Below are 26,391 nucleotides of genomic sequence, written 5' to 3'. Positions count from 1 at the left end.
CCCGAGAAGATGAGGATGAGAATGAAGAAGATTCGTACCGTTGCACTGAAGCTGGTTGCTTCGGTGTCCGTAGTTCTGGTTGTGCTGGTATCGATAGCGCTCGTATTCAATGTCGGCTTCAGCAAAGCGAGCGTTCCGGCCGGGGAGACGGGCAACCAGTTCGTGTCCGTCGACGGAAAGAACATGAGCTACTCGATCCGCGGCAACGGCGATCAGACCATAGTGCTGTTACCCGGGTTCGGAACGTCCGCACCGATTCTCGACTTCACACCGCTTGTCAACGAGCTCGCACCCGACTACCGCGTCGTCACGATCGAGCCCTTCGGTTACGGCTACAGTGACGGAACGGACAAGGACCGCACGACTGCGAACATCGTCGAAGAGATTCATACGGCAGTACAGTCGCTGGGAATTGACGAATACATCCTCATGGGGCACTCGATCACTGGTCTCTATGCGCTGGACTACACCGCGAAGTACCGTGACGAGGTCACCGCATTCGTGGGTATCGACAGCAGTGTTCCAGGGCAGCCGAACATGGATACCAAATTCCCGATCGACGCACTCCGAGTTGGAAGGCAATTGGGCTTGGCGGAATTGCTGTCCAAGGTCGTCGGTGGTGAAGCCTCGGACGAGTACCTCGATCCCGCCGCAAAGGACGAGATGCGACAGTTGACTGCGAAGAACAACTTCAGCGATACCTATCTCAACGAGATGGATCATCTTTCCAGTAACTTCGCTGAAGCAATCGGCAAGACGTTCCCAGCCGATCTTCCGATTCTGTTGTTCGCCGTGAACAATTCAGAAGTTCAGGGCTGGACAGAGCTGCACGAGGGGCAGGCAGCCTCCGTCGATCACGGAGAGGTGATCTTGCTGGACGGAGACCACTACCTGCACCACACCAGGTCGAAGGAAATCGCCGAGAACCTCGGAAGGTTCTTGGGTGAGCTGAACTGAATCCGGGAGGACGTTAAAGTTGGAGGCGGGGCCATCGAGTCGAGATGGTCCCGCTTCTTTCTTCTCCACTGATCGTTCGGAGGCATTGTGGCGCAGACCTGGTCACGCGAAGAACTGGTGAGCGAGCTGGACTCGGCGTATTCGAAACTCGAAGCGTTACTCGACGGCGTCGCCGAGGCCGATGCGTTCGACGCCGTTGCCGTCGACGCGTGGACGGTGCACGACGTACTCGCTGTGCGTGTCTGGTGGGCAGAGGCCGTCGCAGAGTGGATAGGTGCCGGGCTGCGAGACGAGGCTCCGCAGACGCCGGCGGCGGGTTACAAGTGGACGCAAACACCCGCACTGAACCAGTCGGTTGTCGACGCGAGCATCGGCATTCCGGCTCAGGAGCTTCGTGACCGCTTGGGAGCTGCTGTTGCGATGTTGCGCAACTACATCGAGACCCTTGACGACGATCAACTGCTGTCGGTCGGGGTTTTCTCGTGGACCCGGACGTGGCCGGTCTCGAGGTGGATCGCCGTCAACACGATCACCCAATACGCGTCGTTGTCGAAAATGATTCGGCGAGAGTTGAAGTCGAACAATCAGCCCTGAAGTCGATGCATCCGCCATACGTCCGGTCCGTCGGGGAGCGAGGTCTGGCCGACGATCGTGAAACCGAACCGTTGGTACAGCGGTAGATTTCGTTCGGTCGACGTATCGAGCCAGCAATTCTGTTCGGTTCGATCCAGTTCCGCCAAAGCATGTTTCAGTAGCGCAGAACCCAATCCGGTTCCGCGTGAGCGCGGCGTCGTACCGATCGTTGCCAACGACCACGCGTTGTCGGGGACGGGAAGCGCAGACAGTTGTTCGTCAGCCTGAAGAACGCGCTCGAACCGATCTCCGTGCAGTTCGACGATCTTCTCGACGGTCGCTTCATCAGGCTCTGGAGCGTCCGGCGGCAGGACTGCGATGACGCCGTTGCCGGAATCGTCTATGTAGGAACGCCCGAACGGTAGTGCCAGGTGTTCGAGGTAGATCCGTTGCAGAGTCGCGACGCGTTCCACGTGGGAGTCTTCGGCGACGCACCAGTTCGTCCAGGGGTAGTCGGCAAACGCCTCGCCGAGAACCTCGGCGGCACGGTCGAGGTCGTCGATGGACAGCGGTCGAACAGAATTCTGCATAGTGCCACTTCAGCACAGTGAGGTCTTCCGTCGCCACTCGATTTCGGCGGTGTAGCAGGTGCGCGGGCCGTGGTCACGTACTTGTGAGTTCATTCAAGAAAGTTGGACGAGGCTGTCGATCCTGCGTTGACTGGTAGTGATCGGGCAATCGCCGAGCTGTCAACTCCGGGCACGTGAGATCCGGGTACGGCGATTCTCCGCGAAAGGAACAGATATGAACAGGCTCGAAAGCAAGAGTGTAGTGATCACAGGCGCCGCCAGTGGAATCGGGCGTGCAGCAGCACAACTCATGGCGGCAGAGGGCGCCAAGGTGTTGGTCGCCGACCTCGATCCTGCGCGTGCAGAGGAAGCGGCGGTGGCGATTCGCGAGACGGGTGGCAATGCAGTGGGTTTCGGCGTCGATGTCATGAACGAGGACTCTCTGGCAGCGATGATCGAAAAGGCGGTCACCGAATTCGGCGGCATCAACGTCCTGTGTAATCACGTGGGCGGTAGTAACCCGCGCAAGGATCTCGACCTGCTCCGGATGGACTTGGACGAGTGGGATCGCGTGATGTCGCTCAACGTCCGCAGCACTGTCGTCGCTTCACGACTTGCCATTCCGCACATGAACAGTGCCGGTGGAGGATCGATCGTCAACACGGCCTCGGTAGGTGGATTGATCGGGGATTCCCTGCAGTCTGCCTACGGATCCGCCAAAGCGGCAGTCATTCGTCTGACGCAGTACATCGCAGTCCAGTACGGAGCAAACGGTGTTCGGTGCAATGCCGTAGCGCCGGGCGCGATCATGACACCCGCTCTCGTGGACAACATCCCCGCTGATGTCATCGACGGCATGAAGCAGGCAAACGCCCTGCCTTACCTCGGCGAACCCGAAGACATCGCGCATGCCATGGTCTACCTGGCTTCGGACGAATCTCGCTACATGACGGGGCAGACCCTGGTGGTCGACGGCGGACTCACCAGCAAGAGTCCGCTCGCGACCGGCCGTTCGTCGATGTTGAGCTGAATCAGCTCCGCCAACCGCTGGGGCCGGCGCCCAGAACCTCGATGGATCCCTGACTGGCGTGTGAATGCTTGGTGCGGTGCGTCATTCGCCACTTTCCGTCGATCCGCGCCCATGAGTCGTGGTAGTCGCCGAGGGTGAAGAAGTTCAGGTGAGCCTTGCTCCCGGTGCCCACATGCATGTCGCTGACATAGGAGCGGCTGGTGGCGAGATCGCCGACCACCTCGACCAGCACGTTACCGATCAGATGTTGGGTGGGACCGCACTCGTCGAGGAACGAGCGGATGGACGCCACTACCTCGGCGGGTCCGCGCAGAGTTCCGGTGCCCAATTCTGCCGTAGCGTCCGGCGTCATGATCCGGTGGAGTTCATCCCACTCTCGCGCATCCATGGCTCGGGCGAACTCGAAGATGGAGCGGGTGATCTCGCGTTCGTCGAGAAGAGTGGTGATGTCGATGCTCATGCTGTGCGCCTTTCTTAACGTCGGGGGGTTAATAAAGGCGCACAGCAGATGTCAGCGGTTGAGCAGCTTGCGCATCGCTTCGGCAGCGCCCTTGACCATCTTGTCTCGGGGGAAGCCACTGCGCTTCTTGGCGCCTTCGTAGTTTCCTGCAGCCACCCAGATCGGGCCGTCGGCAAGGTGTTCGAGACCTTCACGTGCAACATCTTCGGGCTCTGCGACGTTCATGCCCGGGATGTCGAAGTTCAGTCCCGCGCGAATCATAGCGGGTGTGCGAGTGACACCGAGAATGAACTCGACGACGTGAACGCCGTACGGCTGGAGTTCGAGCCACAGGCTTTCGGCGAAGATGCGCCCGAATGCCTTGGACGCCGCGTAGATGCTCTGGTGCTCGGAGCCTATGAATCCGGCCAGCGAACCGAGCAGCATGATGCCGCCGCGTCCGCGATCCTTCATCAATCCGCCGAAGTGGTGCGAGAGTTCGAGCTGCTTGTTGATGTTCAGCTCGATGACTCCGGCAAATCCCGTCAGATCTCCGGTGACGAACTCGTGGCCGTAGCTGTTGGCGCCGGCGTTGAAAATGAGGAGACCAACCTCGACGTCGTCGGTGACAGCCTTGATCTGATCGAGCGCGTCCGGAACGAGCAGATCCAATGCGAGAGTGCGTACTTCGACGCCGTTGGCGCGTGCCTTGGCCGCGGTCTCCTCGAGCGGGCCCGGCTTGCGGGCGATGAGAACGAGGTTGATGCCGATCTTGCTGAGCTCGTCGGCGAACCCTGCGCCGACACCTTCTGAACCGCCGGCGATGACTGCCCACGGGCCGTAGTACTGAGGATCGATCATTACTACCTTCTTCGAAAGATGTTGGCTTGACTAGTGAAACGGAGTCGGTACGGGTTCGCTGTCGTCGACGATCGGCTGAGGCACCGGCTCGTCGTTGAGGATCTCGAGTTCGCCCGCTGTTGCAGCGTTCACGATGGACGCGATCAAGGCGCCGCACTGCTTGCGAGGGGCACCGGGTCGTCCCTCTCGCTGCCCGAATTCACGGTCGTCGGCGATTTCGAGGCACTGGGCGCGGGCCTGGTCACTCCACTGAACGGTGGTGTGTTCCCAACTGTTCTTCTGGACCAGGACCTGAGCCTTGCACTCAGCGCACTGAAGAGGCTGCATCTTCGTCTGCCTTCTTTGCAGCGAGGTTGTCTTCGACTTCCTTCTGCCAGGCTGCGACGGGTCGCGCGGTGTCGAGTTCGAATTCGAAGCGCTCGGTCATCTCGGGAGCGATGTCCGCGACATCGACGTAGAACTGTTCGTACCAGCGACGGAGCTGGTAGACCGGGCCGTCTTCTTCGCACAGGAGCGGGTTCTCGATGCGAGTCTTGTTCTTCCAGATCTCGACGTCCTGCTCGAAGCCCTTGGCGATGAACGTGCCGAAGTTCGCGGCCATCGCGTCGGCGGCTTCACCCTGGAAGCGATCCGACTTCTTGACGATGATGCCGTACTGGAGCACGAACTTGTCCGCACTGACCGGGTAGTGGCAGTTGATGAGCACAGAGTCGACGTTGTAGTCCTCGTACTCGTAGGTCAGGTCGTCGACCATGAAGGAGGGGCCGAAGTACGTCGCAACCGAGTTGCTGCCGACCATCTTCGGGGTGCCTGCTGCGTGGGGACGCATGTCCGAGCGAGCGACGCCGCGCATGTACTGCGTTGCGGCGTGGCCTTCGAAGACGTTCTTGAAGTACGTCGGGAAGGAGTAGTGCACGTAGAAGAAGTGCGCCATGTCGACGATGTTGTCGACGATTTCGCGGCAGTTGGTGTCGACGGTCGTGGTGTACCAGACCCAGTCGCTCCACTCGTCGCTGAGCGCGCCTTCGATGCGGGGGATAGCCACGTCGTCGGTCGGCGGGTTGCCCTCGGGGTCATGCCAGACGAAGAGCATGCCGTCCTGGTCGAGGGTCTGCCAGGCGCGCGTCTTGGCCAGCGGGGGGACGCGGCGTGCGTACGGAATCTTCTGGCACTTGCCGTTGCCGCCCCAGCGCCAATCGTGGAACGGACAGGCAATGGCGTCGCCCTTGATGGTGCCCTGGCTCAAGTCGCCACCCATGTGACGGCAGTACGCGTCGAGGATCTTGACGTTGCCTTCACTGTCGGCGAAGACGACCAGTTTGGTGCCGAACGCCTCGATGGAGTGCGGCTGGCCGTCCTTGAAGGACTCCGTGAGTCCAATGCAGTGCCATCCACGCGCAAAGCGTGTAGGCGCGGTTCCAGCTTGGATCTCGCGAACCTCGTCGTTGTCGGACTGAGTGATCGTCACGATGAGTCCCGTCCTTTCCAGGGGCAGTGTCGACGCCCGACGCTAGGGGAGCGTGAATTGCCTCTGGGGTCTCGTCTCACTGGCCGGGACCAGCGGCGAGCGCGAGGATCCGGCGGCTGATCCCGGCCTCCGGGACTTCCGATCACCGGAACGCGTGACCGACATATCGTGACGGGGCAGCCGTTATGTCTATCTGCCGATCCGCTCCCTCACGGTTCGGTGCGAGGAGTGTCTCCCATGGTCAACAAGGTTCTGAGTTCAGTCCGTGATCTGCTTCCGAAGATCGCGGCCCGCGCTCAGAAGGTCGACGATTCGCGCAAGATCTCCGAACGGACCATCCGGGAGCTGTCCGAAGCCGGCGTCTTCTCCATGCTGGCGCCGAAAAGATACGGAGGTGCCGAGAGCGACCCGGTTCAGTTCTACGAAGTGGTCAGGGCCATCTCGGCTGCCTGCGGCTCGACCGGTTGGGTCGCGTCGGTGGTGGGGGTGCACCCGTGGCATCTTGCACTTTTCGACGACCGAGCGCAGGCCGACGTGTGGGGAGAGGATCAGACGACGCTCATTTCGTCCGCCTATGCGCCGGTCGGTCGACTGACGGCGGTGGACGGAGGCTACGAGCTATCGGGCCAGTGGGGTTTCTCCTCCGGTTGCGACCACGCGAGTTGGGCGTTGCTGGGAGCGATGGTGGTCGGCATGGATGGTCGTCCCGTCGATTTCATGACGGTGTTGGTGCCGCGCACCGATTACGAAATCCGTGACGTGTGGGATGTCGTGGGTATGCGGGGCACCGCGAGCAACGAGATCGTGGTCGACAAGGCCTTCGTTCCCGAGCACCGATTGAAGCGCAACTACGAGACCGCACAACTGCGTGGTCCTGGCCAAGCGGTCAATCCTGGCCCGCTGTACAAACTTCCGTTCGGGAGCATCTTCACCTCGACGGTTGCCGCTCCGTGTGTGGGCATCGTCGCCGGTTGTTACGAGGGGTACCTGGACGTGATGCGTGAGCGCGTCCGTCTGAGTTTGGGTGGTGGACGGTTCAGTGAGGATCAGTTCGCTCAGGTCGCCGTCGCACGTGCGTCGTCGGAGATCGATGCTGCGATTTTGCAGATGGATCGCAATATCCGGGAGATGTACGAACTTGCTGTGGCCGGTCAGGAGCTCCCACTCTCGATGAGGCTGCGTGCGCGTCGTGATCAGGTTCGTGCGACGGAACGCTCGGTGGAAGCGATCGACATGCTTTTCAAGACGGCAGGCGGGAACTCCCTCTCTCGCGGAAACCCGATCGAGCGTGCGTGGCGTGACGTTCATGCGGGCAGCGTTCACGTTGCCAACGAACCCGAGCGCGCGTTGGCGCTCTACGGCCGGGCGGCGTTCGGACTGCCGGTGGAGGACAACCTGATCTGACGGGTTGGCGCGTCACCGGGTGGGGTATTTGCCTTTGGATGAGGGAAGTACCGGCTCTGACCATCGGCTCGATCGTCGACATGGCGGGTGTCGCGCGCGCGAAGGTGATGCCGGCCGGCCGAACCGGTGTCTTCGAGAAAGCCGGTGCGGGAGTCTCACCGAGCTGGAACGTCTTCTGTAGCGACGATCGGATTGCCTTCACCGATTCCTTTTCCGTCGTGGGTGATCTCCGGTTGCGTATCGACCGCTCCGACCTCCGTGATCTCGGAGGGGGCGTGTCGTGGGCGCCGGCGACGTTGCACGATCAAGACGGTGCGACGGCTGCCGTGTGTACTCGGTCCGCACTCACTGCCGTCGTGGCGCGGCTTGCCGCCGACGGACTGGAAGCTCGGGTGGGTCACGAGATCGAGTTCACTCTTTTCGGTGATGCGTGTGACGGAGCGTGGTCGGCGTACGGGTTAGGTGCAGTCCTGCGCCGCGAGGACTTCCTCAAGGACCTTCTGCGCAATGCCGAACGCGCACAACTTCATATCGAGCAAGTGCATGCAGAGTACGGACCGGATCAATTCGAGATCTCCATCGCTCCGGCAACTCCTGTTCAGGCTGCCGACCTGGTGATACTGGCCCGGATCTTGATCAGCCGCACTGCCAGAGCCCATGGATTGGCGGCCTCGTTTTCACCGATACCTACGGTCGGAGGTGCAGGGAACGGTGCACACCAGCACTTTTCATTGAACTCAGGTGGGCGGCCCGTCTTCTCCGGTGGCGGGCAGGAGTACGGGATGACCGACAAAGGATCGTCAGCTTTGGGTGGAATCCTCTCTCACCTCACGGAATTCACGGCCATCTTTGCGTCCTCACCGCTCTCCGGGGTCAGGCTGCGACCGGACAATTGGTCGGGGGCCTACGTCTGTTGGGGGCTCGAGAACCGGGAAGCGGCACTGAGGTTCTGCGCAGAGTCACCGTCGAATCCACACGGCGCCAACGCCGAAGTGAAAATCGTCGATCCATCGGCCAACCCGTATCTGGCGACCGCTGCGATACTTGGCCTTTCGCATATCGGTATCGGCAATGCCTCGCCATTGCCGCCGGAAATTGTGGTGAACCCGTCGACTCTCACGGAGGCGGAACGTGATGAGCGCGGGGTGACCCGAGTCCCCACCGATCTGCGCGAGATAGTGCAGAAGTTCAACTCCTCCTCGGTGGCGAAGGAAATCTTCGGGGAGTCGATCATCGAAGCGATGGTGTCAGTGAAGGGAGTTGAGCGCGAGACTTTCTCCCAGATGGACGAGGCGACAACCGTCGAGCGGCTTCGATATACCTGGAGCTGAAAGGGTTGACGCGCAAGATGTCGAGTCCTATGTTTAAGCTATTCCTTAATTAAGGAGTTGCTTACATGGACGAGCGAAGTGGCCGACTCGATGCAGTGTTCAGCGCATTGGCCGACCCGACGAGGCGTGAAATGCTCTCTCGCCTCACTGATGGTTCGATGACCGTCGGTGAGTTGGCCGAGCCGTTCGACATGAGTCGACCTGCCATCTCTCAGCATCTGAAGGTGCTCGAGCGAGCCGGTCTCATCGAACGAACCGCCACCGCGCAATGGCGCACGTGCACCCTTCGCGCAGAGGGTCTCGACGACGCCAGCGCCTGGGTCGACGAACACCGGCGAGGCTGGAACGAACGCTTCGACCTCCTCGACGAGCGTCTACGTGAGCTGAAACAACGTCGACCGAAGAAGGAGAAGGACAATGAGTGACCGGAATGCCGATGCCACTGCAGAATTCACCATCACCCGGATCTTCGACGCGCCGCGCGACCTTGTCTGGCAGGCGTGGACCGACCCCGACGAGGCGGCGCGCTGGTGGCATCCGAAGGGTGTCAGCAGTCCCCGTGAGCATGTCACGATCGATCCCAGAGTTGGCGGAACGTACCGCTACCTGATGATCAACGACGAGAACGGAGCCGAGTACCCCACCGGCGGAACCTATCTCGAGGTCGACGAGCCGAAGAGGCTGGTCTTCACCTGGGGAAATCCGAGTGATCCGGTGGATGCCGCACCTCGGATAACGGTCACGCTCGCAGAACGGGGTGACAAAACCGAGATGACCTTCCACCTGGTAGGAATTCCGGGATTCAAGGGTGACGGGAATGTGTACGACGGATGGGAATCCGCTTTCGACGTGTTGGACGAAGTTCGCGCCGGCGACTAGTCGGGAATCGGACACCGCGACAGCGGTGCCGGTGATTGAATGAGACTGATACTTCATTCATCACCGACTCAGGAGAGCCCGATGGCACCAGAAGTTGCGGTAGTTCTCGAGGGATACACCTACTTCGAATGCCCGCGCTGGCACGAGAACCGGATCTGGGTATCCGACTTCTACACCTACCAGGTGATTTCGGCCCGCGAGGACGGGACCGACATACGCGTCGAGGCGGAGGTTCCAGGGCAGCCGTCCGGGCTGGGGTGGCTTCCGGACGGCAGATTACTGGTCGTCTCCATGCGGGACCAGAAGATTCTGCGGCGAGAATCCGATGGCGAGTTGGTGGTGCACGCAGACTTGTCCGGGTACGTCAGTGCCAACGTCAACGACATGCTGGTCGACGCACAGGGACGAGCGTACGTGGGCAACTTCGGGTTCGATCTGATGAACCTGGCCCCCGTCGAGACGGCAGATCTCCTCCGCGTCGACCCGGACGGATCGGTGCACGTCGTCGCGCGAGATCTCCACTTCCCCAACGGAATGGCTCTGACGTCGACCGGAGATCTGCTCGTGGACGAAACGCTGGGAAATCGAATCAGTGCGTTTGCCGTCCAGGCCGACGGCTCTCTGGGTGAACGCCGCGACTGGGCGTCGTTCGGGCCGGTGCCTGGTGGACCCGAGATGGAGACCACCCTCGCTCAGATCGTCGTTGCGGCGGACGGGTGTTGTATCGACGGAGACGATTCGATGTGGGTGGCCGATGCCCTCGGAAGCCGTGTTCTTCATGTGGGCGCCAGCGGGGAGATAGTCGACGAAATTGCCTTCGACAGCGGTGTCTTCGCTTGCGGACTCGGCGGTTCCGACGGTCGTACCCTGTTCGTTTGTGCCGCCCCGGATTTCAACGAACACGCTCGCAAGGTGGCTACCGAAGGAAAGCTGCTGTCGATTCGCCTGGAGCCTTTGAGCTGATATGGAATTGGTGACCTCGCTACCTGCCGACACTCCGCTGCGGCAGGTAGCTCAGCACGTCCGACGCATCGAGAACCTTGGTTTCGACACGGTGCACATCTCCGAAACCATTCGTGATCCGTTTGCGGTGGCGGCCCTGGCCGTCGAGCACAGCAGTACTCTCACTGTCCGGACGTCGATGGTTGTCGCGTTTGCGCGCAGTCCCATGGTGACGGCTTTGGCTGCCTGGGATCTTGCGGGTTTCTCGGGTGGGCGATTTCAACTGGGGCTTGCGACGCAGGTGCGTGGGAACATCGTCGGGCGGTACTCGATGCCGTGGACGGATCCTGTTGCGCAACTGCGTGATTACGTCAGCGCTGTACGCGAGATCTTCCGAGTGTTTCAGGAGGGCGGTGAACTCGACCATGCGGGAACGCACTATACCTTCGACCGGCTGCAGCCCTACTTCAATCCGGGGCCGCTCGATGTTCCGGCTCCGGAGATCTGGACCGGGGGAGTGAACTCTCGCATGTGCTCACTGGCGGGAGCCGTCGCCGACGGTTTTGTTTCTCACCCCACCAGCTCCCATCCGAAGGTGCTCGCGGAGAGGATCATTCCATCGTTGACGGCAGGAGGAAGGAAGCCGCGACTGATTGCCGTTCCGAAGATGATCACCGGCAAAGATCCTGCCGCGATACTTGCTCAACGAGAAGCGGTGCGCAGTGAACTTGCCTTTCTCTACTCCACTCCGGCGTACCGAGTCGCGCTGGAGGTCCTCGGATTATCCGAGGTCGGGGAAGAACTGACAGTGATGGCGCGGGCAGGTGATTGGGCTCGACTACCTGACGTCCTCACCGACGATGTTCTCGACAGGCTGGTCACGCAATGCACCTACGCCGAACTCCCCGAGGTGCTGAGTTCGAAATACGCGAGTCTCTGCGACGGCATTGCACTGGCGGTGCCGGCGAATCCCGCCGACGACCGCGTCTTCGCAGCGATGTGTGAGGAGATTCGAGCTGCCGCAGCGTCTGCCCCGTGACGTCCAGTCGGCGCGAACTACACTCTCGACATGGGCGCGTCTACGAAGGCATCGATGAAAAGCTCACCACGTGGCTGCAGGCTCAACCGCTGTTCGTCGTTGCCACCGCACCGTTGTCTGCTGACGGGTTGGTCAATTGCTCACCCAAAGGGGGAGTCGGATCGTTTGTGGTGCTGACATCCAACCGGGTGGCGTACCTCGACCTCACCGGCAGCGGTGTGGAAACCATCGCGCACGTGCGCGAGAACTCCCGAATAACACTGATGTTCATGGCGTTTGAAGGCCCGCCGAAGATCGTACGACTGCACGGTCACGGACACGTTCTGCTTGCAGGGTCGGAACCGTTCAACGAGCTTGTCGGTAGGTTCCCTGAGCACCCGGGGCTGCGGTCAATCGTCGTGGTCGATCTGACGCGCATTTCGGATTCGTGCGGATACGCAGTACCGCTGATGGACTACCAATCCGATCGTGACGTGCTCGACCGCGTGGCGGAGAAGAAGGGCCCGGAGCGGCTCATCGCCTATCGCGCCGAGAAGAACGCGAAGAGTGTGGACGGTTTACCTGGCATCGATGCGGAGTGACGCGCAGGTTCTGTCCTTCGCTCAGTCGCCATCTCACCTGTGACGGGTGATGCGCGAACCCTGCGTGGCCGCCAGATTGGCTGCAGAGGGTTCCGCGTCAGGTCACGGTCCGATGGCATCGCGTGCTTGCGTGGGCGAGAAGACAAGAATTGGAGGAGAGTACTCATGGGTGCTGAGACCAAGCCTGCAACGCCGTTCACGGTCGAGGTCAACCGCGCGGCTGTCGATGACTATCCGATGTCGGACCGCGAGGATTTCGGCGACGCGGACCGCGGATTCATCGCCGGGTGGGAGAACGATCAGGTCTTCAACGACAACGGAGATCTGATCCACGACGGTCAACCACTCGAATACATCGCCGATGACAAACAGGCTCCGGAGTCGGTGAACCCGAGCCTGTGGAGGCAGTCGCAGTTGGTGAGGCGCTGTGGACTCTACAAGGTGGTCGACGGTCTCTACCAGGTCAGATTCGCAGTCAACCTGACCATCGTCGACGCTCCCGACGGACTCGTCATTATCGACACCACCACCAGTGCCGATCTTGCCAAGGCAGGTCTGGAGTTGTTCCGTCGTGAACTGGGCAACAACAAGCCGATCGTCGCGATCATCTACACCCACACGCATTTCGACCACTACGCCGGCGTCAAAGGCCTCGTCGACGAGGCAGACGTGGCTTCGGGCAAGATTCCTATCGTTGCGCCCGGAACCATCGAATCGTTCAACAAGTTCGCTATCGGTGAGAACGTCATCACCGGCAATGCGATGTCACGGCGTATGGGTTACACCTTCGGTTTGATTCTGCCGCAATGTGATTGCGGCTTGGTGACAGTCGGCCTCGGTTCGGGTGCCGACAACATGAACATCCACATGACGTATATTCCGCCTACCGACGGCATCACGAAGACCGGCGAGGTGCGCAACCTCGGCGGATGGGACTTCGAGTTCCTGTATGCCCCGGACACCGAGGCACCGGAAGAGATGCACATCTGGATACCCGCCATCAAAGCGCTGACGTGCGCCGAGAACGCCAACCACTCGATGCACAACATTCAGACGATCCGTGGTGCGCGCACCCGCGACGCCCGTAACTTCGCACGGTATCTGGACGAGACGTTGGTGCGCTGGGGCGACGATGTCGAAGTGCATCACGGCCCGCACACGTGGCCTGTGTGGGGGAACGCCACAGTGGTGGAATTCCTTGAATCACAACGGGACATGTACAAGTTCATTCACGACCAGGCGCTCCGATTCGCGAATCAGGGCTACACGCCGCTCGAAGCTGCGGAGGTCGTGCGACTACCGGAAGCCATCGGCCAGAAGTGGTACAACCGCTATTATCACGGCGGACTGCACCACAACGTGCGCGCTGTGTTCCACAAGGAGCTCGGCTTCTGGGACGGTGACCCTGCGACGATCCTGCCGTTGCTGCCCGAGGATCACGCCAAGCGGCACGTCGACTTGATCGGGCGGGAGAAGATACTCGCCGAGGGCCGCAATGCTTTTGATGCAGGCGACTATCGGTGGGCGGTGCAGCTTCTTCATCACTTGGTATTCGCCGATTCTGGCGACGAGGAAGCGAAGAATCTACAGGCGGATGCCTACGAACAGCTCGGGTATCAACAGGAAGTGCCGCAGTATCGGTCGATTTTCCTCGCCACCGCAATGGAACTGAGAAACGGGGTGACCGGCGTCGGCCAGGTCAACACCGACAGCACGGACACGATTCTGTCGATGCCGATAGATCTGCTCTTCGACTACGCCGGTGTGCATCTCGTTGCGGAGAAGGCGAACGACGTCGACATTTCCATCAACTTCAGTTTTGCCGATACCAAGCAGGATTGGAACATGTGGGTGCGTCGGGCGGTGCTGAACGCACGCTCCGGACGTGCACCCGACGCGCAGCTGACGGTCACGGGCCCGAAGCCGTTACTTGCCGGAATCCTGCTCCAACCGGGCAAGGCATCCGCCATTCTCGAAAGCGGGAAGGTCACGCACGACGGCGACGTCTCGACACTGTCGCGCTTTGCCGACATCATGGACGTGTTCGACCCGAATTTCAACATCGCGACGCCGTGAGACAGAGTGTGGGGCAGCCGATTGCGATATCGGCTGCCCCACGATCTGTTGCCACACAGTGCGATTGAACTGTGTTACTTCGTTACTTCGCCATGTCCTGGGCTGCTCGGTACGAGAAGACCATGGCCGTGCCGAGCGGAACGCCAGGACCGGGGTAGAAGCGGCCGCTCAGTGACGCGCTCGTATTGCCGGCGGCGTACAGGCCGTCGATGGCGCTGCCGTCGGCACGCAGGACTCGACCGTTGACGTCGGTGACCAATCCGCCCTTGGTGCCGAGGTCACTGAGGACGATGCGGGCCGCGTAGAACGGACCGTTCTCGATCGCCGTCAGTGCCGCATTCGCGCCGCCGTTGGGTGGGCAGAAGAATGCGTCGTACGGGTCTTCGCCGCGATGGAACTCTTCGTCGACTCCCAGCTTTGCGGCATCGTTGAACTTTTCGACAGTGCTGCGCAATGCGTCGGCCGGCAGTCCGGTCTTGGCGGCGAGTTCTTCGAGAGTGTCGGCGGCGACCCAGGTTCCGGCCTCGAGGTGCTTGGCGGGCGCCGTGTTCGGGATGCAGATGGCAGGTAGTCCGCCACCCTCGCGCGAGTCGAAGATCATGAACGACGGCACTGCAGAACCGTTGTCGTCGTGCGCATCCATGGCCCGGCCGAACTGGTCGTACGGGAGAGACTCGTTGAGGTAACGCTCGCCCGCGTTGTCGACGACGAGTCCGCCGCGAACGCCGACCATGAATGCGGCGCTGCCGTCCGGCTGCTCGACGCCGGGGCAGAACCACGCCTGATCGAGCAAAGCGGTTGCGCCACCGACAGCAATTCCGGCGGAGATCGCGTCACCGGTGTTGGCGCCGAAGGGACCCATACTCCAGATCGCTTTGCCGGGGGTGCCGGCCTGCTCACGCATCTCGGCGTTGCCTTCGATGCCGCCCGCTGCCATCAGCACACCGCGGTTCGCCTTGATTCGCTGGGTTTCGCCGCCGGATTCGACCTCGGCGCCGACAACCCGACCGTCTTCCACGATCAGGGAGGTGAGGATGGATTCGGTACGAAGTTCTGCGTTACCGGTGCTCTGGACTGCGGCCAGCAGTCGGCCGATCAGTGCGCGCCCACCGATCATCGGGCCGGGAGCATGATCCTGACCGGTGCGGTCTTGGTCGAGTTCCGGACGCACCTTGCCGGCGAGGTCACCGATGTCGGCGGGATCGAGATCGAGAGGGTTGATGGAGCGTCCCGTGTCCATCCGGCCTTCGGCCTTGTAGTAGTCGGGGAACGCACGGAACTCGAATTCGATGTGCGGGTTCTGCTCGAGTAGTGCGACGACATCGGGAGCGGTCTCGACATAGGCATCCTGGCGCTCGGACTCGGCGTCGCCGAGCAATGCGCGCAGATAGGTGCGTGCGTTCTCCGTTGAGTCGGGGAGTCCCGCACGTTCCTGTACTTGGGTTCCCGGCAGCCAGATGGATGCGCCCGAGTACGCGGAAGTTCCGCCGAAGCGATCGGTTTTCTCGAGGACGATCGTCGTCAATCCTCGAGCTGCCGCGGTGTATGCGCCGGTCAGCGCGCCGCCGCCGGAGCCGACTACCAACACGTCGCACTCGGTGGTCCAGTCCTGCATCATTGCGTCCTAACTCCAAGAGGGTGGGGTGTCCACGGAATACCGCACGGGGAGAGAAGGCCATGCCAGGTCCCACTGAGCGGGCAATATGCCGAGATGGGTGGTCGAGATGAGAGAATTGGCGAAATCGTTCGCGACCGGGACACAGAATCGATGATGGGGGCGACGTTGCCGAGAATTGCCGAGGTCAGGGACGCTGCAGAGCCCAGTTCGGACGAGCAGCGGGCGCGCCATGTGCGGATGCTGGAAGCGGCGGCCGAATTGGGGACCGAGAAGGAACTCTCACGGGTACAGATGCACGAGGTCGCCAAGCGGGCGGGCGTGGCCATCGGCACTCTTTATCGCTATTTCCCCTCGAAGACGCACCTCTTCGTCGCTGTGATGGTCGAGCAGATCGACCAGATCGGTGCCAGCTTTGTCAGGCATCAGGTTCAGTCGGACAATCCGCAGGATGCGGTGTACGAGGTATTGGTTCGCGCGACTCGCGGGTTACTGCGTCGGCCGGCTCTCTCGACTGCGATGCTGCAGTCGTCCAGTACCGCCAACGTCGCGACGGTGCCGGACGTGGGAAAGATCGATCGCGGCTTCCGGCAGATCATTCTCGATGCGGCCGGGATCGAGAACCCCACCGAGGAAGACAACACCGGGTTGCGTCTGCTGATGCAGCTGTGGTTCGGGGTCATCCAATCGTGCCTCAACGGTCGAATCTCCATCCCCGATGCGGAGTACGACATCCGCAAGGGATGCGACCTGCTTCTGGTGAATCTCTCACGGCACTGACGTGACTTCGCCCCTCTCTGGGGAGGGTTCGTCATGTTCGCAAAATTGAAATCAATTCTATTTTTGAATCCGCATCAGTTGAGAGTTGATGTCAATCCGGACATTGCCCTGACATCGTTAATAGAATAAATTACAGAAAATTAGACGGTGAGCCAGCTCACCGACCGAAAACTCCACGAAGGAGCGAACATCATGGGTCATGCAGTCATCGTCGAGGCCGCTCGGACACCGATCGGCCGTCGTCGCGGCGCCCTGGCGGGACTGCACCCCGCCGAGATTCTGGGAGCAGCGCAGCTCGGCGTTCTCGAACGGGCAGGCGTCGCACCGGAAGACATCGGACAGATCGTCGGCGGCTGTGTCACCCAGGCAGGTGAGCAGTCCAACAACGTCACGCGGCAGGCGTGGCTGCACGCCGGATTGCCGTACAGCACCGCGGCAACCACTATCGACTGCGCCTGTGGATCCGCCCAGCAGGCAGTGCATTTGATTTCCGGCCTGATTTCGTCTGGTCAGATCTCGGCCGGTATCGGCTGCGGCGTCGAGGCTATGAGCCGTGTGTTCCTGGGTCAGGCAAACGCACCCGGAACGGGAAACCCGTACCCGGACGACTGGACCATCGACATGGGTGACCAGTTCACCTCCGCGCAGCGAATTGCCGAGAAGCGTGGGATCACGCGCGCCGACGTCGACGCGTTCGGTCTGGAATCGCAGCGCCGCGCAGCTCAGGCTTGGGCAGAAGGACGCTTCGACCGCGAGATCGTGCCCGTCAAGGCTCCCGTGGTGGACAAGGAAGGCGTGCCTACCGGTGAGATCGCCACTGTCACTCGCGACGGGGGACTGCGTGAGACGACGGCAGAAGCGCTGGCTGGGCTCAAGCCGGTCATCGAAGACCATATCCACACCGCCGGCAACTCGTCGCAGATCAGTGATGGCGCGGCTGCGGTACTGCTGATGAGCGAAGAGCGCGCACAGGAACTGGGATTGAAGCCCCGCGCGCGGATCGTCGCGTCCGGCATGGTCGGATCCGATCCCTTCTATCACCTGGACGGGCCGATCGAGTCCACCCAGATGGTGCTCGACAAGGCCAAAATGACCTTGGACGACATCGATCTCGTCGAAATCAACGAAGCCTTTGCCTCGGTCGTGCTCTCCTGGGCGCAGGTTCACGGCGCAGACCTGTCCAAGGTCAACGTCAACGGTGGTGCGATCGCGCTCGGACATCCCGTCGGTTCCACGGGCGCTCGTCTGATCACCACTGCGCTGCACGAACTCGAGCGCTCGAACAAGTCGACGGCTCTGGTCACGATGTGCGCCGGTGGCGCTCTCTCGACCGCCACCATTATCGAACGCATCTGACCCGTACTGACACTGTCGAATTGACGAGGTAGACATGACTATTGGATTGAGTGAAGAAGATCGTGACCTCCGCGACTCCGTACGGGGCTGGGCGGCGCGTCACGCAACACCCACCGTCGTCCGTGAAGCCGTCGAGGCGAAGGTCGAAACTCGCCCCCAACTCTGGAACGGGCTTGCCGAGCAGGGGCTTCTCGGACTACACGTAGCCGAGGAATTCGGCGGCGCAGGATACGGATTGGTCGAACTCGCCATCGTCGTCGAGGAACTTGGACGCTCGATGGTTCCCGGACCATTCCTGCCGACGGTAGTGGTCAGCGCTGTTCTCAGCGATGCCGGAGAAACGGACAGACTGCCGACGCTCGTGGATGGCAGCACGCTCGGAGCTGTTGCACTACAGCCGGGTTCGCTGAAGATCACCCGCGACGGCGACAACACCACCCTCAGCGGAACGTCCAGCCTTATTCTCGGCGGCCATGTCGCTGACCTGTTCCTCCTCGCGACGGACAGCGGATTCGTTCTGCTCGGACGTGACCGCCTCGAGGTCACGGACTTGGCCAGCTACGACGTCGTGCGTCGAAACTCCGAGGTCACCGTCGACGGTTTGGTGCTCACCGATTCCGAGATCCTCACCATCGATACCCAGCGTGTACTCGACATTGCCGCAACACTGTTCGCGGCCGAGGCATCAGGCTTGGCCGACTGGGCAGTCACGACGTCGGCCGACTACGCGAAGGTGCGTCAGCAGTTCGGTCGCCCGATCGGCCAGTTCCAGGGTGTCAAGCACAAGGCTGCACGTATGCTCGCGCTTGCCGAACAGGCACGCGTCTGCGCTTGGGACGCTGCGCGTGCGCTGACTCCCGCCAACGGCGTCGGTGCCGAAGAGGCTTCTCTCGCAGCAGCCGTCGCCGGAGCCACGGCCCTCGAGGCTGGCTTCTCCGTCACGCGTGACTGCATCCAGGTGCTCGGCGGAATCGGCTACACGTGGGAGCACGACGCGCACCTGTACCTGCGCCGCGCGCAGTCCCTGCGAATTCTGCTGGGTTCCACGGCATCCTGGCGTCGTCGCGTTGCCGAGCTGACCATTGCCGGCACCCGTCGCGTGCTCAGCATCGAGTTGCCGCCCGAGGCCGAGGCGGTCCGCGCCGACGTTCGCGCCGAGCTCGGTCCTGCGCTCGAACTCGAAGGTGCCGCGCAGAAGACGTACCTCGCGGAAAAGGGCTACACCGCACCGCACTTCACGGCTCCGTGGGGCAAGTCCGCTGACGCCGTCAGCCAGCTGGTCATCGCCGAAGAACTGCGCGCTGCGAAGATCAAGCCGCACGACATGATCATCGGCAACTGGGTCATCCCGACGCTCATCGCGCACGGCAACGAAGAGCAGCTCGCCAAGTTCGTCCCGCCGTCACTGCGCGGCGACATCGTCTGGTGTCAGCTCTTCTCCGAGCCCGGCGCAGGTTCCGACCTCGCCGCGCTGAGTACAAAGGCCACCAAGGTCGACGGTGGCTGGAAGTTGCAGGGCCAGAAGGTGTGGACGTCGATGGCACGCGACGCGCACTGGGGAATCTGCCTCGCGCGCACCGACGCCGACGCCCCCAAGCACAAGGGTCTGTCCTACTTCCTGATCGACATCAAGAACAGCGGCCTCGACATTCGCCCGCTTCGCGAGATCACCGGTGAAGCACTGTTCAACGAAGTCTTCTTCGACGACGTCTTCGTTCCCGACGAGTGCCTGGTCGGCGAGCCAGGCGACGGCTGGAAGCTCGCTCGCACCACGCTGGCCAACGAGCGTGTCTCGCTGTCCAACGACTCGTCGCTCGGATCGGGTGGCGAGGCTCTTCTGAGCCTGGTCGACGGACTGCCCGGTGGCATCGACGACGAGCAGCTGACCGTGCTCGGAAAGGTGCTGTGCGACGCGCAATCCGGTGGTCTGCTCGGTCTGCGCACCACGCTGCGCTCGCTCACCGGCGCGCAGCCGGGTGCCGAATCCTCGGTGGCGAAGCTGATCGGTGTCGAGCACATCCAGCAGGTCTGGGACGTGGCAATGGAGTGGGCCGGACCGAGTTCACTTCTGGGCGAACAGCATCGGATGTCTGCAACCCAGATGTTCTTGAACTCGCAGTGCATGTCCATCGCGGGTGGTACAACCAATGTTCAGCTCAACATCATCGGTGAGCGAATCCTGGGTCTGCCTCGCGACCCTGAACCGGGAAAGTGACCTGCACATGAGCAATCGCACCTTCGTCATCGGCGTCGGCATGACCAAGTTCGAGAAGATCGAGACCCGCGACTGGGAATACCCGGACATGGTGACCGAAGCCGTCTCGAATGCCCTGACCGATGCCGGAATCGGCTACGGCCAGATTCAGCGTGCTGCGGTCGGTTACGTGTTCAACGCGTCGACAGCAGGACAGCGAGCTCTCTACGAGACCGGTCTGACCGGCATTCCGATCTTCAACGTCAACAACAACTGCGCGACCGGCTCGACGGCGCTGATGATGGCGCGCGAGTGGGTCCAGGCCGGACAAGCCGAGTGCGCCTTGGCCGTCGGCTTCGAGAAGATGACCAAAACGGCGTTGACCGGTAGCGGTGAGATGCCCAAGGTCACGACCTTGGACTCTCAGCTGAAGATCATGGTCGAGGATTACGGGTTCGCCCGATCGCCGATGACAGCTCAGCTGTTCGGTAACGCTGCCGTCGAGCACATGAAGAAGTACGGCACCACGGTCGAGCAGATCGCAGCGGTGGCGGTCAAGAATCACAAGCATTCGGTGAACAATCCGTACGCACAGTTCCGTGACGAGTACACCCTCGAACAGGTACTCGGCGACAAGATGATTCACGAGCCGCTGACACGTTCGCAGTGCTCGCCGACCTCGGACGGCGCCGGAGCCGCGATCGTCGTGAGCGAGAAGTTCGTGCGTGAGCACGGCCTCGAAGACCGGGCGATCGAAATCGTCGCACAGGCGTTGACCACTGACACCGAGGCAGCGTTCGCCGAGAAGTCGATGATCGACGTGGTCGGCGCGCCGATGACGGCAGCTGCGGCAGAGCAGGTCTTTGCGCAGGCCGGGATCACCATCGATGACGTCGACGTCATCGAACTGCACGACTGCTTCGCGATCAACGAGATCATCACCTACGAGGGCCTGGGGATGTGCGCGGTCGGAGAAGGCGGAAAGCTCGTCGAATCCGGCGCGACCACGTACGGCGGCCAGTGGGTCGTCAACCCGTCGGGTGGTTTGATCTCGAAGGGACACCCGCTGGGCGCGACGGGCTTGGCGCAGTGCGCCGAACTCACGTGGCAGCTCCGCGGGACCGCGGATGCGCGGCAGGTCGAAGGCGCTCGTATTGGCTTGCAACACAACCTCGGACTGGGCGGCGCGTGCGTCGTGACGGTCTACCGAGCCGGAACTTTGGAGAACTGATGGCTATCGATCTCGAGGTGGCGTTGGCCGCCGAACCGACTGTGCGCGAGGCGTCGTGGACCGATCGCGACGTCATGCTCTACCAATTGGGACTCGGGGCAGGGGTGAATGCTCTCGATCTCGCTGAACTGACCTGGGTGTACGAAAAGGGGCTGAAGGTACTCCCGACGTTTGCAATGGTTGCAGGCCAGGGAGTTTCGGCGGGTGTACTGCCCGCACCGTCGATGAGTATGCCGGGAATCGACATCGATCTGCGAAAGATCCTGCACGGTGGGCAGTCGCTGGCACTTCACGCGCCCATCCCGTCGACGGGTGCTGCCCGTATTTCCTCTCGGGTCGCCGATGTCTGGGACAAGGGAAAGGCAGCTGTGATCGTTCTCGAGACGGCGGCCGAGGACCTGGACGGGAATCCGTTATGGACCACCGGAATGCAGATCTGGGCGCGCGGCGAAGGTGGATTCGGCGGCAACACCGGGCCCGAAGTTGTTGCCGGGGTGCCTGATCGAGCGCCCGACAAGGTACTGACGTCGAGCACGAGTCCCTCACAGGCGCTGGTGTACCGACTCAGTGGAGACATGAACCCGCTGCACGCTGATCCCTCCTTCGCGAAGATGGCGGGCTTCGATGCACCGATTCTGCACGGCCTCGCGTCGTACGGCATCGTCTGCAAGGCCGTGGTAGACGGGATTCTCGACGGAGATCCGACGCGGGTGAAGAACTACTCGGTGCGGTTTGCCGGTTCGCTTTTCCCCGGCGAATCCATCACCACCTCGGTATGGCAGGACGGCAACACACTGACGTTGGCGGCGACGTGCCCCGAACGCGAGAACTCCCCGGTTCTCACGCACGCAACAATGGAGATCAACTGATGGACCTCGGTTCGCACCCCACAGCAGCGACACATCCGGGCGGCACGATTCTGACGTCGCCGCCGCAGGACGCCCCGGTCGACCGGGCCACGGCAGCAGCGCGTCGCGTTGTCGACGCGATGCTGCGCACCGACCGCGGAAACGCCAATCTGGACCGGGTTGCGGAGGAGCTCAACAGCATTGCCGAGCACCTCGAGCAGCACTCACCCGAGGTGGCCGAGCGCTTGATCGACATGTGGAACGGTGAGGGCGTGACTCGTCACGACCCCGTGACCGGCCCCGAGAACGCCATTGCGCCGCCGCTCGTTCTGGAAGGGCTCGCTGACGGGTCGGTGCAGGGAGTGGTCACGTTGACGCTGCCGTACCAGGGCCCTCCCGGCCATGTGCACGGCGGTGTTTCGGCGCTGCTGCTCGATCACGTTCTCGGCGTCGCGAACGCCTGGGGTGGAACTTCCGGCATGACAGCACAATTGAGCACTCGGTACCATCGCCCGACTCCGCTGTTCGAGCCACTCACGATCAGCGGCAAATTCCTGTCCAAGGACGGCCGCAAGATTCACACCGTCGGTGAGATCAAAACTGCGGACGGCGAATTGTGTGTGTCGGTAGAGGGACTGTTCATCGACAAGACCGTGCCGCGCCCCAGGTAGGGGCTTCGCCCCCGTGCGCCTTTTTGGTAGTGGGAACTACCAAAAAGGCGCACAGGGGTTCTGACGAAGGAGGGCCCAGTGGGCAAGCTCGACGGACGTGTAGCAGTGGTCACCGGTGCCGGTATGGGCATCGGGCGCGGAGTGGCGGGCGCGTTCGCGCGTGAAGGCGCGTCGGTGTTGGTTGCCGAGATCGACGAGGCGGCGGGCCTCGAAACCACCCAGTGGTTGCGGGACGAATGGGGCGCGGAGGCGGAATTCGTCCGGACCGACGTCACTGACAAAGCTCAGGTTGTTGCCATGGTCGACAAGTCCGTCGAGCGGTTCGGACGCCTCGACATCCTGGTGAACAATGCTTGGCGGACTTTCGGTTTCGCTCGGCTCGAGAAGATGTCCGACGAGCAATTGCGCGGCGGTTTCGACATGGCAGTGATGGCGGCATTCTGGGCGATGCAGGCTGCCCTGCCGGAACTGGAGCGTCACGGCACGGGCCGCGTGATCAACATGTGCAGCCTCAATGGCGTGAATGCTCACATGTACTCGGTGCAGTACAACGCGGCGAAGGAAGCATTGCGAACCCTGACTCGCACTGCTGCCCGCGAGTGGGCTCCCAAGCAGGTGAACTGCAACGTCATCTGTCCCGGTGCGCAGAGTGCGGCGTACAAGCGTGTCGCCGAAGCCAATCCGGAGAACGTGGCAGTGATGGCCGCACAGAACCCGATGGGGCGGATCGGCGATCCCCTCGACGACATCGGCCCCGTTGCGGCCTTCCTGGCAAGTGACGACAGCCGTTACGTCACCGGCAACACCCTCTTCGTCGACGGTGGTGGGCACATCAACGGCGTGCAGTGGGCGCCGACCGTCGACTGATCGACGGCGACGCAGCCGGTGTATCCGGCGTCTATTTGGCCGTGAACCCGGCGTCGACCGGCAACGCGATACCTGTGACGTACCGAGCCTGATCCGAAACCAGCCAGGCTATCGCGTTGCTGACGTCGGCAGCTTCGATCAACTCGACGTTCAAGAGGTTGCCCACGTAGGCTCCGCTCGATGTCGGGGAGTCCGCAAACAGCTTCGCGACCGCGTCGTTGACGACCATCGGTGTATTCGCGCCAGTCGGGTGCACGGAGTTGACACGAATATTGTGGGGAGCAAGCCAGTGCGACCACGTGCGCCCAAGCCCCACGATGGCGTGTTTACTCGCGCAGTAGCCGTCGGATCCGCCGGTGCCGTCACCTCCACGACCGACAAGTCCCAGAGTTGATCCGGTAAGGACTATTGCGCCACCTGTACCTTGTTCGATCATCGCGGGCGCTGCGGCCTGGACGGTATTCCAGACGCCGAATAGGTTGACCTCCATCTGGTCGCGGAAGGCGCGAGCATCGTCGATATCCGGGGACATCATGCCGATACCGGCGTTGGCCAGGACGATGTCGACGCTGCCCAGCTCCGCAATTCCTTCGGATACCGCAGTTCGCAGTGCGGACAGATCGCGAACATCCACTTCTCGCGCGACGATACTTCGTCCCAGGTTCTCGACCGCTGCTGTTGTCTGCCGCAAATCGTCGGCGGTTCCCATCGGGTAGGCCACCGATTCGATCTGACGGCAGATGTCGAGCGCAATGATGTTCGCGCCCTCCTGCGCCAATCGCACGGCGTGGCTCCTGCCCTGACCTCGGGCGGCCCCGGTGATCAGTGCGGTTTTGCCTTCCAACTGTCCGGGCATGCGTGCTCCGTCCGTCGTGAATCATGATTACTCGGTCATGAGTACTGACCCGAGGGGACGGCGAAATTCGTCGCCGGCGACGTAGTCTGAGTTCAGTTACAGCGGGAACTCGCTTCGGAAGAGAAGAGGCTCGGGATGTCCGATTGGGTGAAGAAGGTCGAAGCTGAAGCCAAAGGGCTCCTCGCCGAGGCGGAAGAAGAGCTGACCGTCCTCGAAGGTGTCGACACCATAGATCCGCTTGCCGACGACGATCCGGCACCAGAAGACGGCACCAAGCCGACGTCAGACTGACCCTGCGACACGTCGGCGCGCCTCGACACCGCTCGGTATCTCAGAACGGTGGCGGGTCGTCTCCGAAATCGATGGGTTCTCGGTGAGCCGGCGGTGATTTCCACTGCCTACATTGAACGTGCTCCTCTGCTCGTTTCTGTATCCGTCGGCGCTGGCGATTGCGTTCACTCTGGATACGGGCAGCTTTGTTCTCCGCCTGGGTCCGCCGATTTCGACCGCCCTGGGGCGGTGTCGGTTCGTGCGATCCAGCCATCAATCCTGCGGGTCGCGTTCGGTAACAATGCCCGGTCGGCGACGTCAGCGACATGGTCCGATCCTCGTTCGACGTGAACCGCCACCGGTCGGAATGCTTGAGGCGATGATGGTTGCGGCAGAACGCACTCATATTCGACGCGATCGTTTTACCGCCGCATTCGGGGTCGCCGTGATGGAACGGTTCATTGTGGTCCAGATCGGAATTCCAGGCCGGGACATCACAATGCAGCCATTGGCAGCTGCCCGCAATGATCCGTAACCAGGTATCGAGTACGGCGCCCGGCCGGTAGACGCGCGCCGAAGCAGGCACCGGCTCTGCGACGTCATCAGCAGGTGCGCGGACGTTTCGAATTGCGGCGTCACGGGCGATATCGCGAGCATGCTCAGCGCTGATCACCCCGTACCCGTCGAGGTGGGCGGGCTCACCGCCACCGTGCAGAGTGGAATCAGTCATCACGACGTGAACCACGGGCCGACGAACGACAACACCACCGCTACGATCCTGCGGGCAATCATCTCGGCCACAGTTGCACGGCAAGAATTGTGATCCGTTGGTCAACTCGAAGAGCGAGTCGGCTCGTCGCTGCTCGTACGTTCGTGAGTCGTTTCGGCATACCGACACTGCCAACTCGCGTAGTCGGCCGTCGAATGCCCGAGCCTGCTCTGCCGGAACGCTTCCCAAGATCTTTGCCATCCCGTCCTCGGCAGCGCTGACTCCGACGAACCGATCGGTGAGAGCACGGCGTCGGCGTTCTCGCATACCTTCCGGGTCCACCATCGCCACGATCCGATCGATCGCCGCTGTCAGTCGCCTTCCCGTCAAGCCCGTTCCGCCTGCTACTGGTGGGGCGAGAACCTGCTCGAGCAGTAGTCGTTCCACCTCGTCGATCAATTCGTCTTTCACGTTCGCGGTCGCGGAATCGATCAAACCAACTCGGTACAGATCCAACTCGCCACGGGCCATCGCCGCTCGAGTGCGATGCAGACGAGTCTTTAACGAGAACCCCAACCCGATCAGCTTGCCGGCAGCCGCGCGACCCATCGTCAGTGACGCACCGACTTCCGACTCCGCCAACTCGTGTGCGGTCGACGACCACGCACCACTGGCGACATGCTCCGAGCTTCGCCGCGAAAAGAACTCGGCAATCACAGCGAGCTTGCGTTCGACCAGCATCGCCTCGCATGCATGCAGATCGGTCATGAGATCAACCAGCGCACAATCAGTTTCGGTACCGGTCAGCTGTGCTGAGATACCGAAAGAGCTCTGTTGTCGGGTTG

At 61.8% G+C, this 26,391-nt stretch carries 27 protein-coding genes; 19 read left to right on the top strand and 8 right to left on the bottom strand.

Annotated features, from left to right (window positions below; genetic code table 11):
- The first annotated feature begins 21 nt into the window (after positions 1–21).
- Complete coding sequence (locus tag G9U53_RS16705) at positions 22–957, top strand: alpha/beta hydrolase (protein WP_083056671.1); 936 nt, start codon at positions 22–24, stop codon at positions 955–957.
- 87 nt (positions 958–1,044) lie between these two features.
- On the top strand, positions 1,045–1,551 hold the full coding sequence (locus G9U53_RS16700; RefSeq protein WP_064074278.1) for a ClbS/DfsB family four-helix bundle protein: 507 nt from the start codon (positions 1,045–1,047) through the stop codon (positions 1,549–1,551).
- On the opposite strand, the gene G9U53_RS16695 is transcribed toward G9U53_RS16700, so the two are convergent.
- Positions 1,542–2,120, bottom strand: coding sequence for a GNAT family N-acetyltransferase (locus G9U53_RS16695; protein WP_030536976.1), 579 nt, complete (start codon positions 2,118–2,120; stop codon positions 1,542–1,544). The genes G9U53_RS16700 and G9U53_RS16695 overlap by 10 nt on opposite strands.
- 214 nt (positions 2,121–2,334) lie before the next feature.
- Between G9U53_RS16695 and G9U53_RS16690 the strand changes: the two genes are divergently transcribed.
- The gene (locus tag G9U53_RS16690; RefSeq protein ID WP_054826829.1) at positions 2,335–3,129 is read left to right on the top strand and encodes an SDR family NAD(P)-dependent oxidoreductase; all 795 of its coding nucleotides are present in this window, start codon (positions 2,335–2,337) and stop codon (positions 3,127–3,129) included.
- Between the two features lies 1 nt (position 3,130).
- Here G9U53_RS16690 and G9U53_RS16685 read toward each other — a convergent pair whose 3' ends face one another.
- From G9U53_RS16685 to G9U53_RS16670, 4 genes are read right to left on the bottom strand one after another with little or no spacing between them, the layout of a single operon-like run.
- Positions 3,131–3,589 (bottom strand): nuclear transport factor 2 family protein, encoded by a 459-nt coding sequence (locus G9U53_RS16685; RefSeq protein WP_003940631.1) that lies wholly within the window; start codon positions 3,587–3,589, stop codon positions 3,131–3,133.
- A 51-nt stretch (positions 3,590–3,640) separates the two neighbouring features.
- Positions 3,641–4,429 (bottom strand): SDR family NAD(P)-dependent oxidoreductase, encoded by a 789-nt coding sequence (locus G9U53_RS16680; RefSeq protein WP_165638930.1) that lies wholly within the window; start codon positions 4,427–4,429, stop codon positions 3,641–3,643.
- A 30-nt stretch (positions 4,430–4,459) separates the two neighbouring features.
- Positions 4,460–4,756 carry a hypothetical protein gene (locus G9U53_RS16675; protein WP_003940353.1) on the bottom strand — a complete coding sequence of 99 codons (297 nt, stop codon included), beginning with the start codon at positions 4,754–4,756 and terminating at the stop codon, positions 4,460–4,462.
- Entirely contained in the window at positions 4,734–5,897 is a 1,164-nt protein-coding gene (locus G9U53_RS16670; protein ID WP_003940257.1) for a Rieske 2Fe-2S domain-containing protein, read from the bottom strand. Before G9U53_RS16670 ends, G9U53_RS16675 begins: the two co-directional genes overlap by 23 nt.
- A gap of 237 nt (positions 5,898–6,134) precedes the next feature.
- Here G9U53_RS16670 and hsaA point away from each other — a divergent pair, with 237 nt between their 5' ends.
- The 8 genes from hsaA (at position 6,135) to G9U53_RS16630 (ending at position 14,149) form a co-directional block, all read left to right on the top strand.
- Entirely contained in the window at positions 6,135–7,301 is a 1,167-nt protein-coding gene (hsaA, locus tag G9U53_RS16665) for a 3-hydroxy-9,10-secoandrosta-1,3,5(10)-triene-9,17-dione monooxygenase oxygenase subunit (RefSeq protein WP_042448427.1), read from the top strand.
- A gap of 38 nt (positions 7,302–7,339) precedes the next feature.
- Positions 7,340–8,632 carry a glutamine synthetase family protein gene (locus G9U53_RS16660; RefSeq protein WP_083056673.1) on the top strand — a complete coding sequence of 431 codons (1,293 nt, stop codon included), beginning with the start codon at positions 7,340–7,342 and terminating at the stop codon, positions 8,630–8,632.
- A gap of 65 nt (positions 8,633–8,697) precedes the next feature.
- Entirely contained in the window at positions 8,698–9,057 is a 360-nt protein-coding gene (locus tag G9U53_RS16655; protein WP_058037663.1) for a metalloregulator ArsR/SmtB family transcription factor, read from the top strand.
- Positions 9,050–9,511, top strand: coding sequence for an SRPBCC domain-containing protein (locus G9U53_RS16650; RefSeq protein WP_030536982.1), 462 nt, complete (start codon positions 9,050–9,052; stop codon positions 9,509–9,511). Before G9U53_RS16655 ends, G9U53_RS16650 begins: the two co-directional genes overlap by 8 nt.
- 81 nt (positions 9,512–9,592) lie before the next feature.
- Positions 9,593–10,474 (top strand): SMP-30/gluconolactonase/LRE family protein, encoded by an 882-nt coding sequence (locus tag G9U53_RS16645; protein ID WP_058037664.1) that lies wholly within the window; start codon positions 9,593–9,595, stop codon positions 10,472–10,474.
- Between the two features lies 1 nt (position 10,475).
- On the top strand, positions 10,476–11,492 hold the full coding sequence (locus G9U53_RS16640) for a TIGR03617 family F420-dependent LLM class oxidoreductase (protein WP_042924836.1): 1,017 nt from the start codon (positions 10,476–10,478) through the stop codon (positions 11,490–11,492).
- The gene (locus G9U53_RS16635; protein ID WP_165638929.1) at positions 11,489–12,073 is read left to right on the top strand and encodes a pyridoxamine 5'-phosphate oxidase family protein; all 585 of its coding nucleotides are present in this window, start codon (positions 11,489–11,491) and stop codon (positions 12,071–12,073) included. The genes G9U53_RS16640 and G9U53_RS16635 overlap by 4 nt, the downstream gene beginning before the upstream one ends.
- 165 nt (positions 12,074–12,238) lie before the next feature.
- The gene (locus tag G9U53_RS16630) at positions 12,239–14,149 is read left to right on the top strand and encodes an alkyl sulfatase dimerization domain-containing protein (RefSeq protein WP_165638928.1); all 1,911 of its coding nucleotides are present in this window, start codon (positions 12,239–12,241) and stop codon (positions 14,147–14,149) included.
- A gap of 82 nt (positions 14,150–14,231) precedes the next feature.
- Here the strand turns inward: G9U53_RS16630 and G9U53_RS16625 are convergent, their stop codons facing one another.
- Positions 14,232–15,764: an FAD-dependent oxidoreductase gene (locus G9U53_RS16625; protein ID WP_037128865.1), complete on the bottom strand. Its 1,533-nt coding sequence runs from the start codon at positions 15,762–15,764 to the stop codon at positions 14,232–14,234.
- Between the two features lie 153 nt (positions 15,765–15,917).
- Between G9U53_RS16625 and G9U53_RS16620 the strand changes: the two genes are divergently transcribed.
- From G9U53_RS16620 to G9U53_RS16590, 7 genes are all read left to right on the top strand, one after another.
- Positions 15,918–16,544: a TetR family transcriptional regulator gene (locus G9U53_RS16620; protein ID WP_030536987.1), complete on the top strand. Its 627-nt coding sequence runs from the start codon at positions 15,918–15,920 to the stop codon at positions 16,542–16,544.
- A gap of 192 nt (positions 16,545–16,736) precedes the next feature.
- Complete coding sequence (locus G9U53_RS16615; RefSeq protein WP_165639019.1) at positions 16,737–17,900, top strand: steroid 3-ketoacyl-CoA thiolase; 1,164 nt, start codon at positions 16,737–16,739, stop codon at positions 17,898–17,900.
- 34 nt (positions 17,901–17,934) lie between these two features.
- Positions 17,935–20,115 (top strand): acyl-CoA dehydrogenase, encoded by a 2,181-nt coding sequence (locus G9U53_RS16610; RefSeq protein ID WP_054826826.1) that lies wholly within the window; start codon positions 17,935–17,937, stop codon positions 20,113–20,115.
- A 7-nt stretch (positions 20,116–20,122) separates the two neighbouring features.
- Complete coding sequence (locus G9U53_RS16605; protein ID WP_165638927.1) at positions 20,123–21,325, top strand: lipid-transfer protein; 1,203 nt, start codon at positions 20,123–20,125, stop codon at positions 21,323–21,325.
- Complete coding sequence (locus G9U53_RS16600) at positions 21,325–22,194, top strand: MaoC/PaaZ C-terminal domain-containing protein (protein WP_165638926.1); 870 nt, start codon at positions 21,325–21,327, stop codon at positions 22,192–22,194. Before G9U53_RS16605 ends, G9U53_RS16600 begins: the two co-directional genes overlap by 1 nt.
- The gene (locus tag G9U53_RS16595; protein WP_003940283.1) at positions 22,194–22,844 is read left to right on the top strand and encodes a PaaI family thioesterase; all 651 of its coding nucleotides are present in this window, start codon (positions 22,194–22,196) and stop codon (positions 22,842–22,844) included. The genes G9U53_RS16600 and G9U53_RS16595 overlap by 1 nt, the downstream gene beginning before the upstream one ends.
- A gap of 78 nt (positions 22,845–22,922) precedes the next feature.
- Positions 22,923–23,711, top strand: a complete 789-nt coding sequence (locus tag G9U53_RS16590; RefSeq protein WP_003940182.1) for a glucose 1-dehydrogenase — start codon at positions 22,923–22,925, stop codon at positions 23,709–23,711.
- A gap of 31 nt (positions 23,712–23,742) precedes the next feature.
- On the opposite strand, the gene G9U53_RS16585 is transcribed toward G9U53_RS16590, so the two are convergent.
- Positions 23,743–24,567, bottom strand: coding sequence for a mycofactocin-coupled SDR family oxidoreductase (locus G9U53_RS16585; RefSeq protein WP_165638925.1), 825 nt, complete (start codon positions 24,565–24,567; stop codon positions 23,743–23,745).
- Between the two features lie 135 nt (positions 24,568–24,702).
- On the opposite strand from G9U53_RS16585, the gene G9U53_RS16580 reads away from it, so the two are divergent.
- Positions 24,703–24,858 (top strand): hypothetical protein, encoded by a 156-nt coding sequence (locus G9U53_RS16580; protein WP_003940615.1) that lies wholly within the window; start codon positions 24,703–24,705, stop codon positions 24,856–24,858.
- A gap of 40 nt (positions 24,859–24,898) precedes the next feature.
- On the opposite strand, the gene G9U53_RS16575 is transcribed toward G9U53_RS16580, so the two are convergent.
- Positions 24,899–26,314: a DUF222 domain-containing protein gene (locus tag G9U53_RS16575; RefSeq protein WP_242692580.1), complete on the bottom strand. Its 1,416-nt coding sequence runs from the start codon at positions 26,312–26,314 to the stop codon at positions 24,899–24,901.
- Positions 26,315–26,391 lie beyond the last annotated feature (77 nt).

The organism is Rhodococcus sp. D-46 (assembly GCF_011290655.1).
Taxonomy (GTDB): domain Bacteria; phylum Actinomycetota; class Actinomycetes; order Mycobacteriales; family Mycobacteriaceae; genus Rhodococcus_F; species Rhodococcus_F qingshengii.
This window is presented reverse-complemented; position numbering and strand designations above follow the sequence as displayed.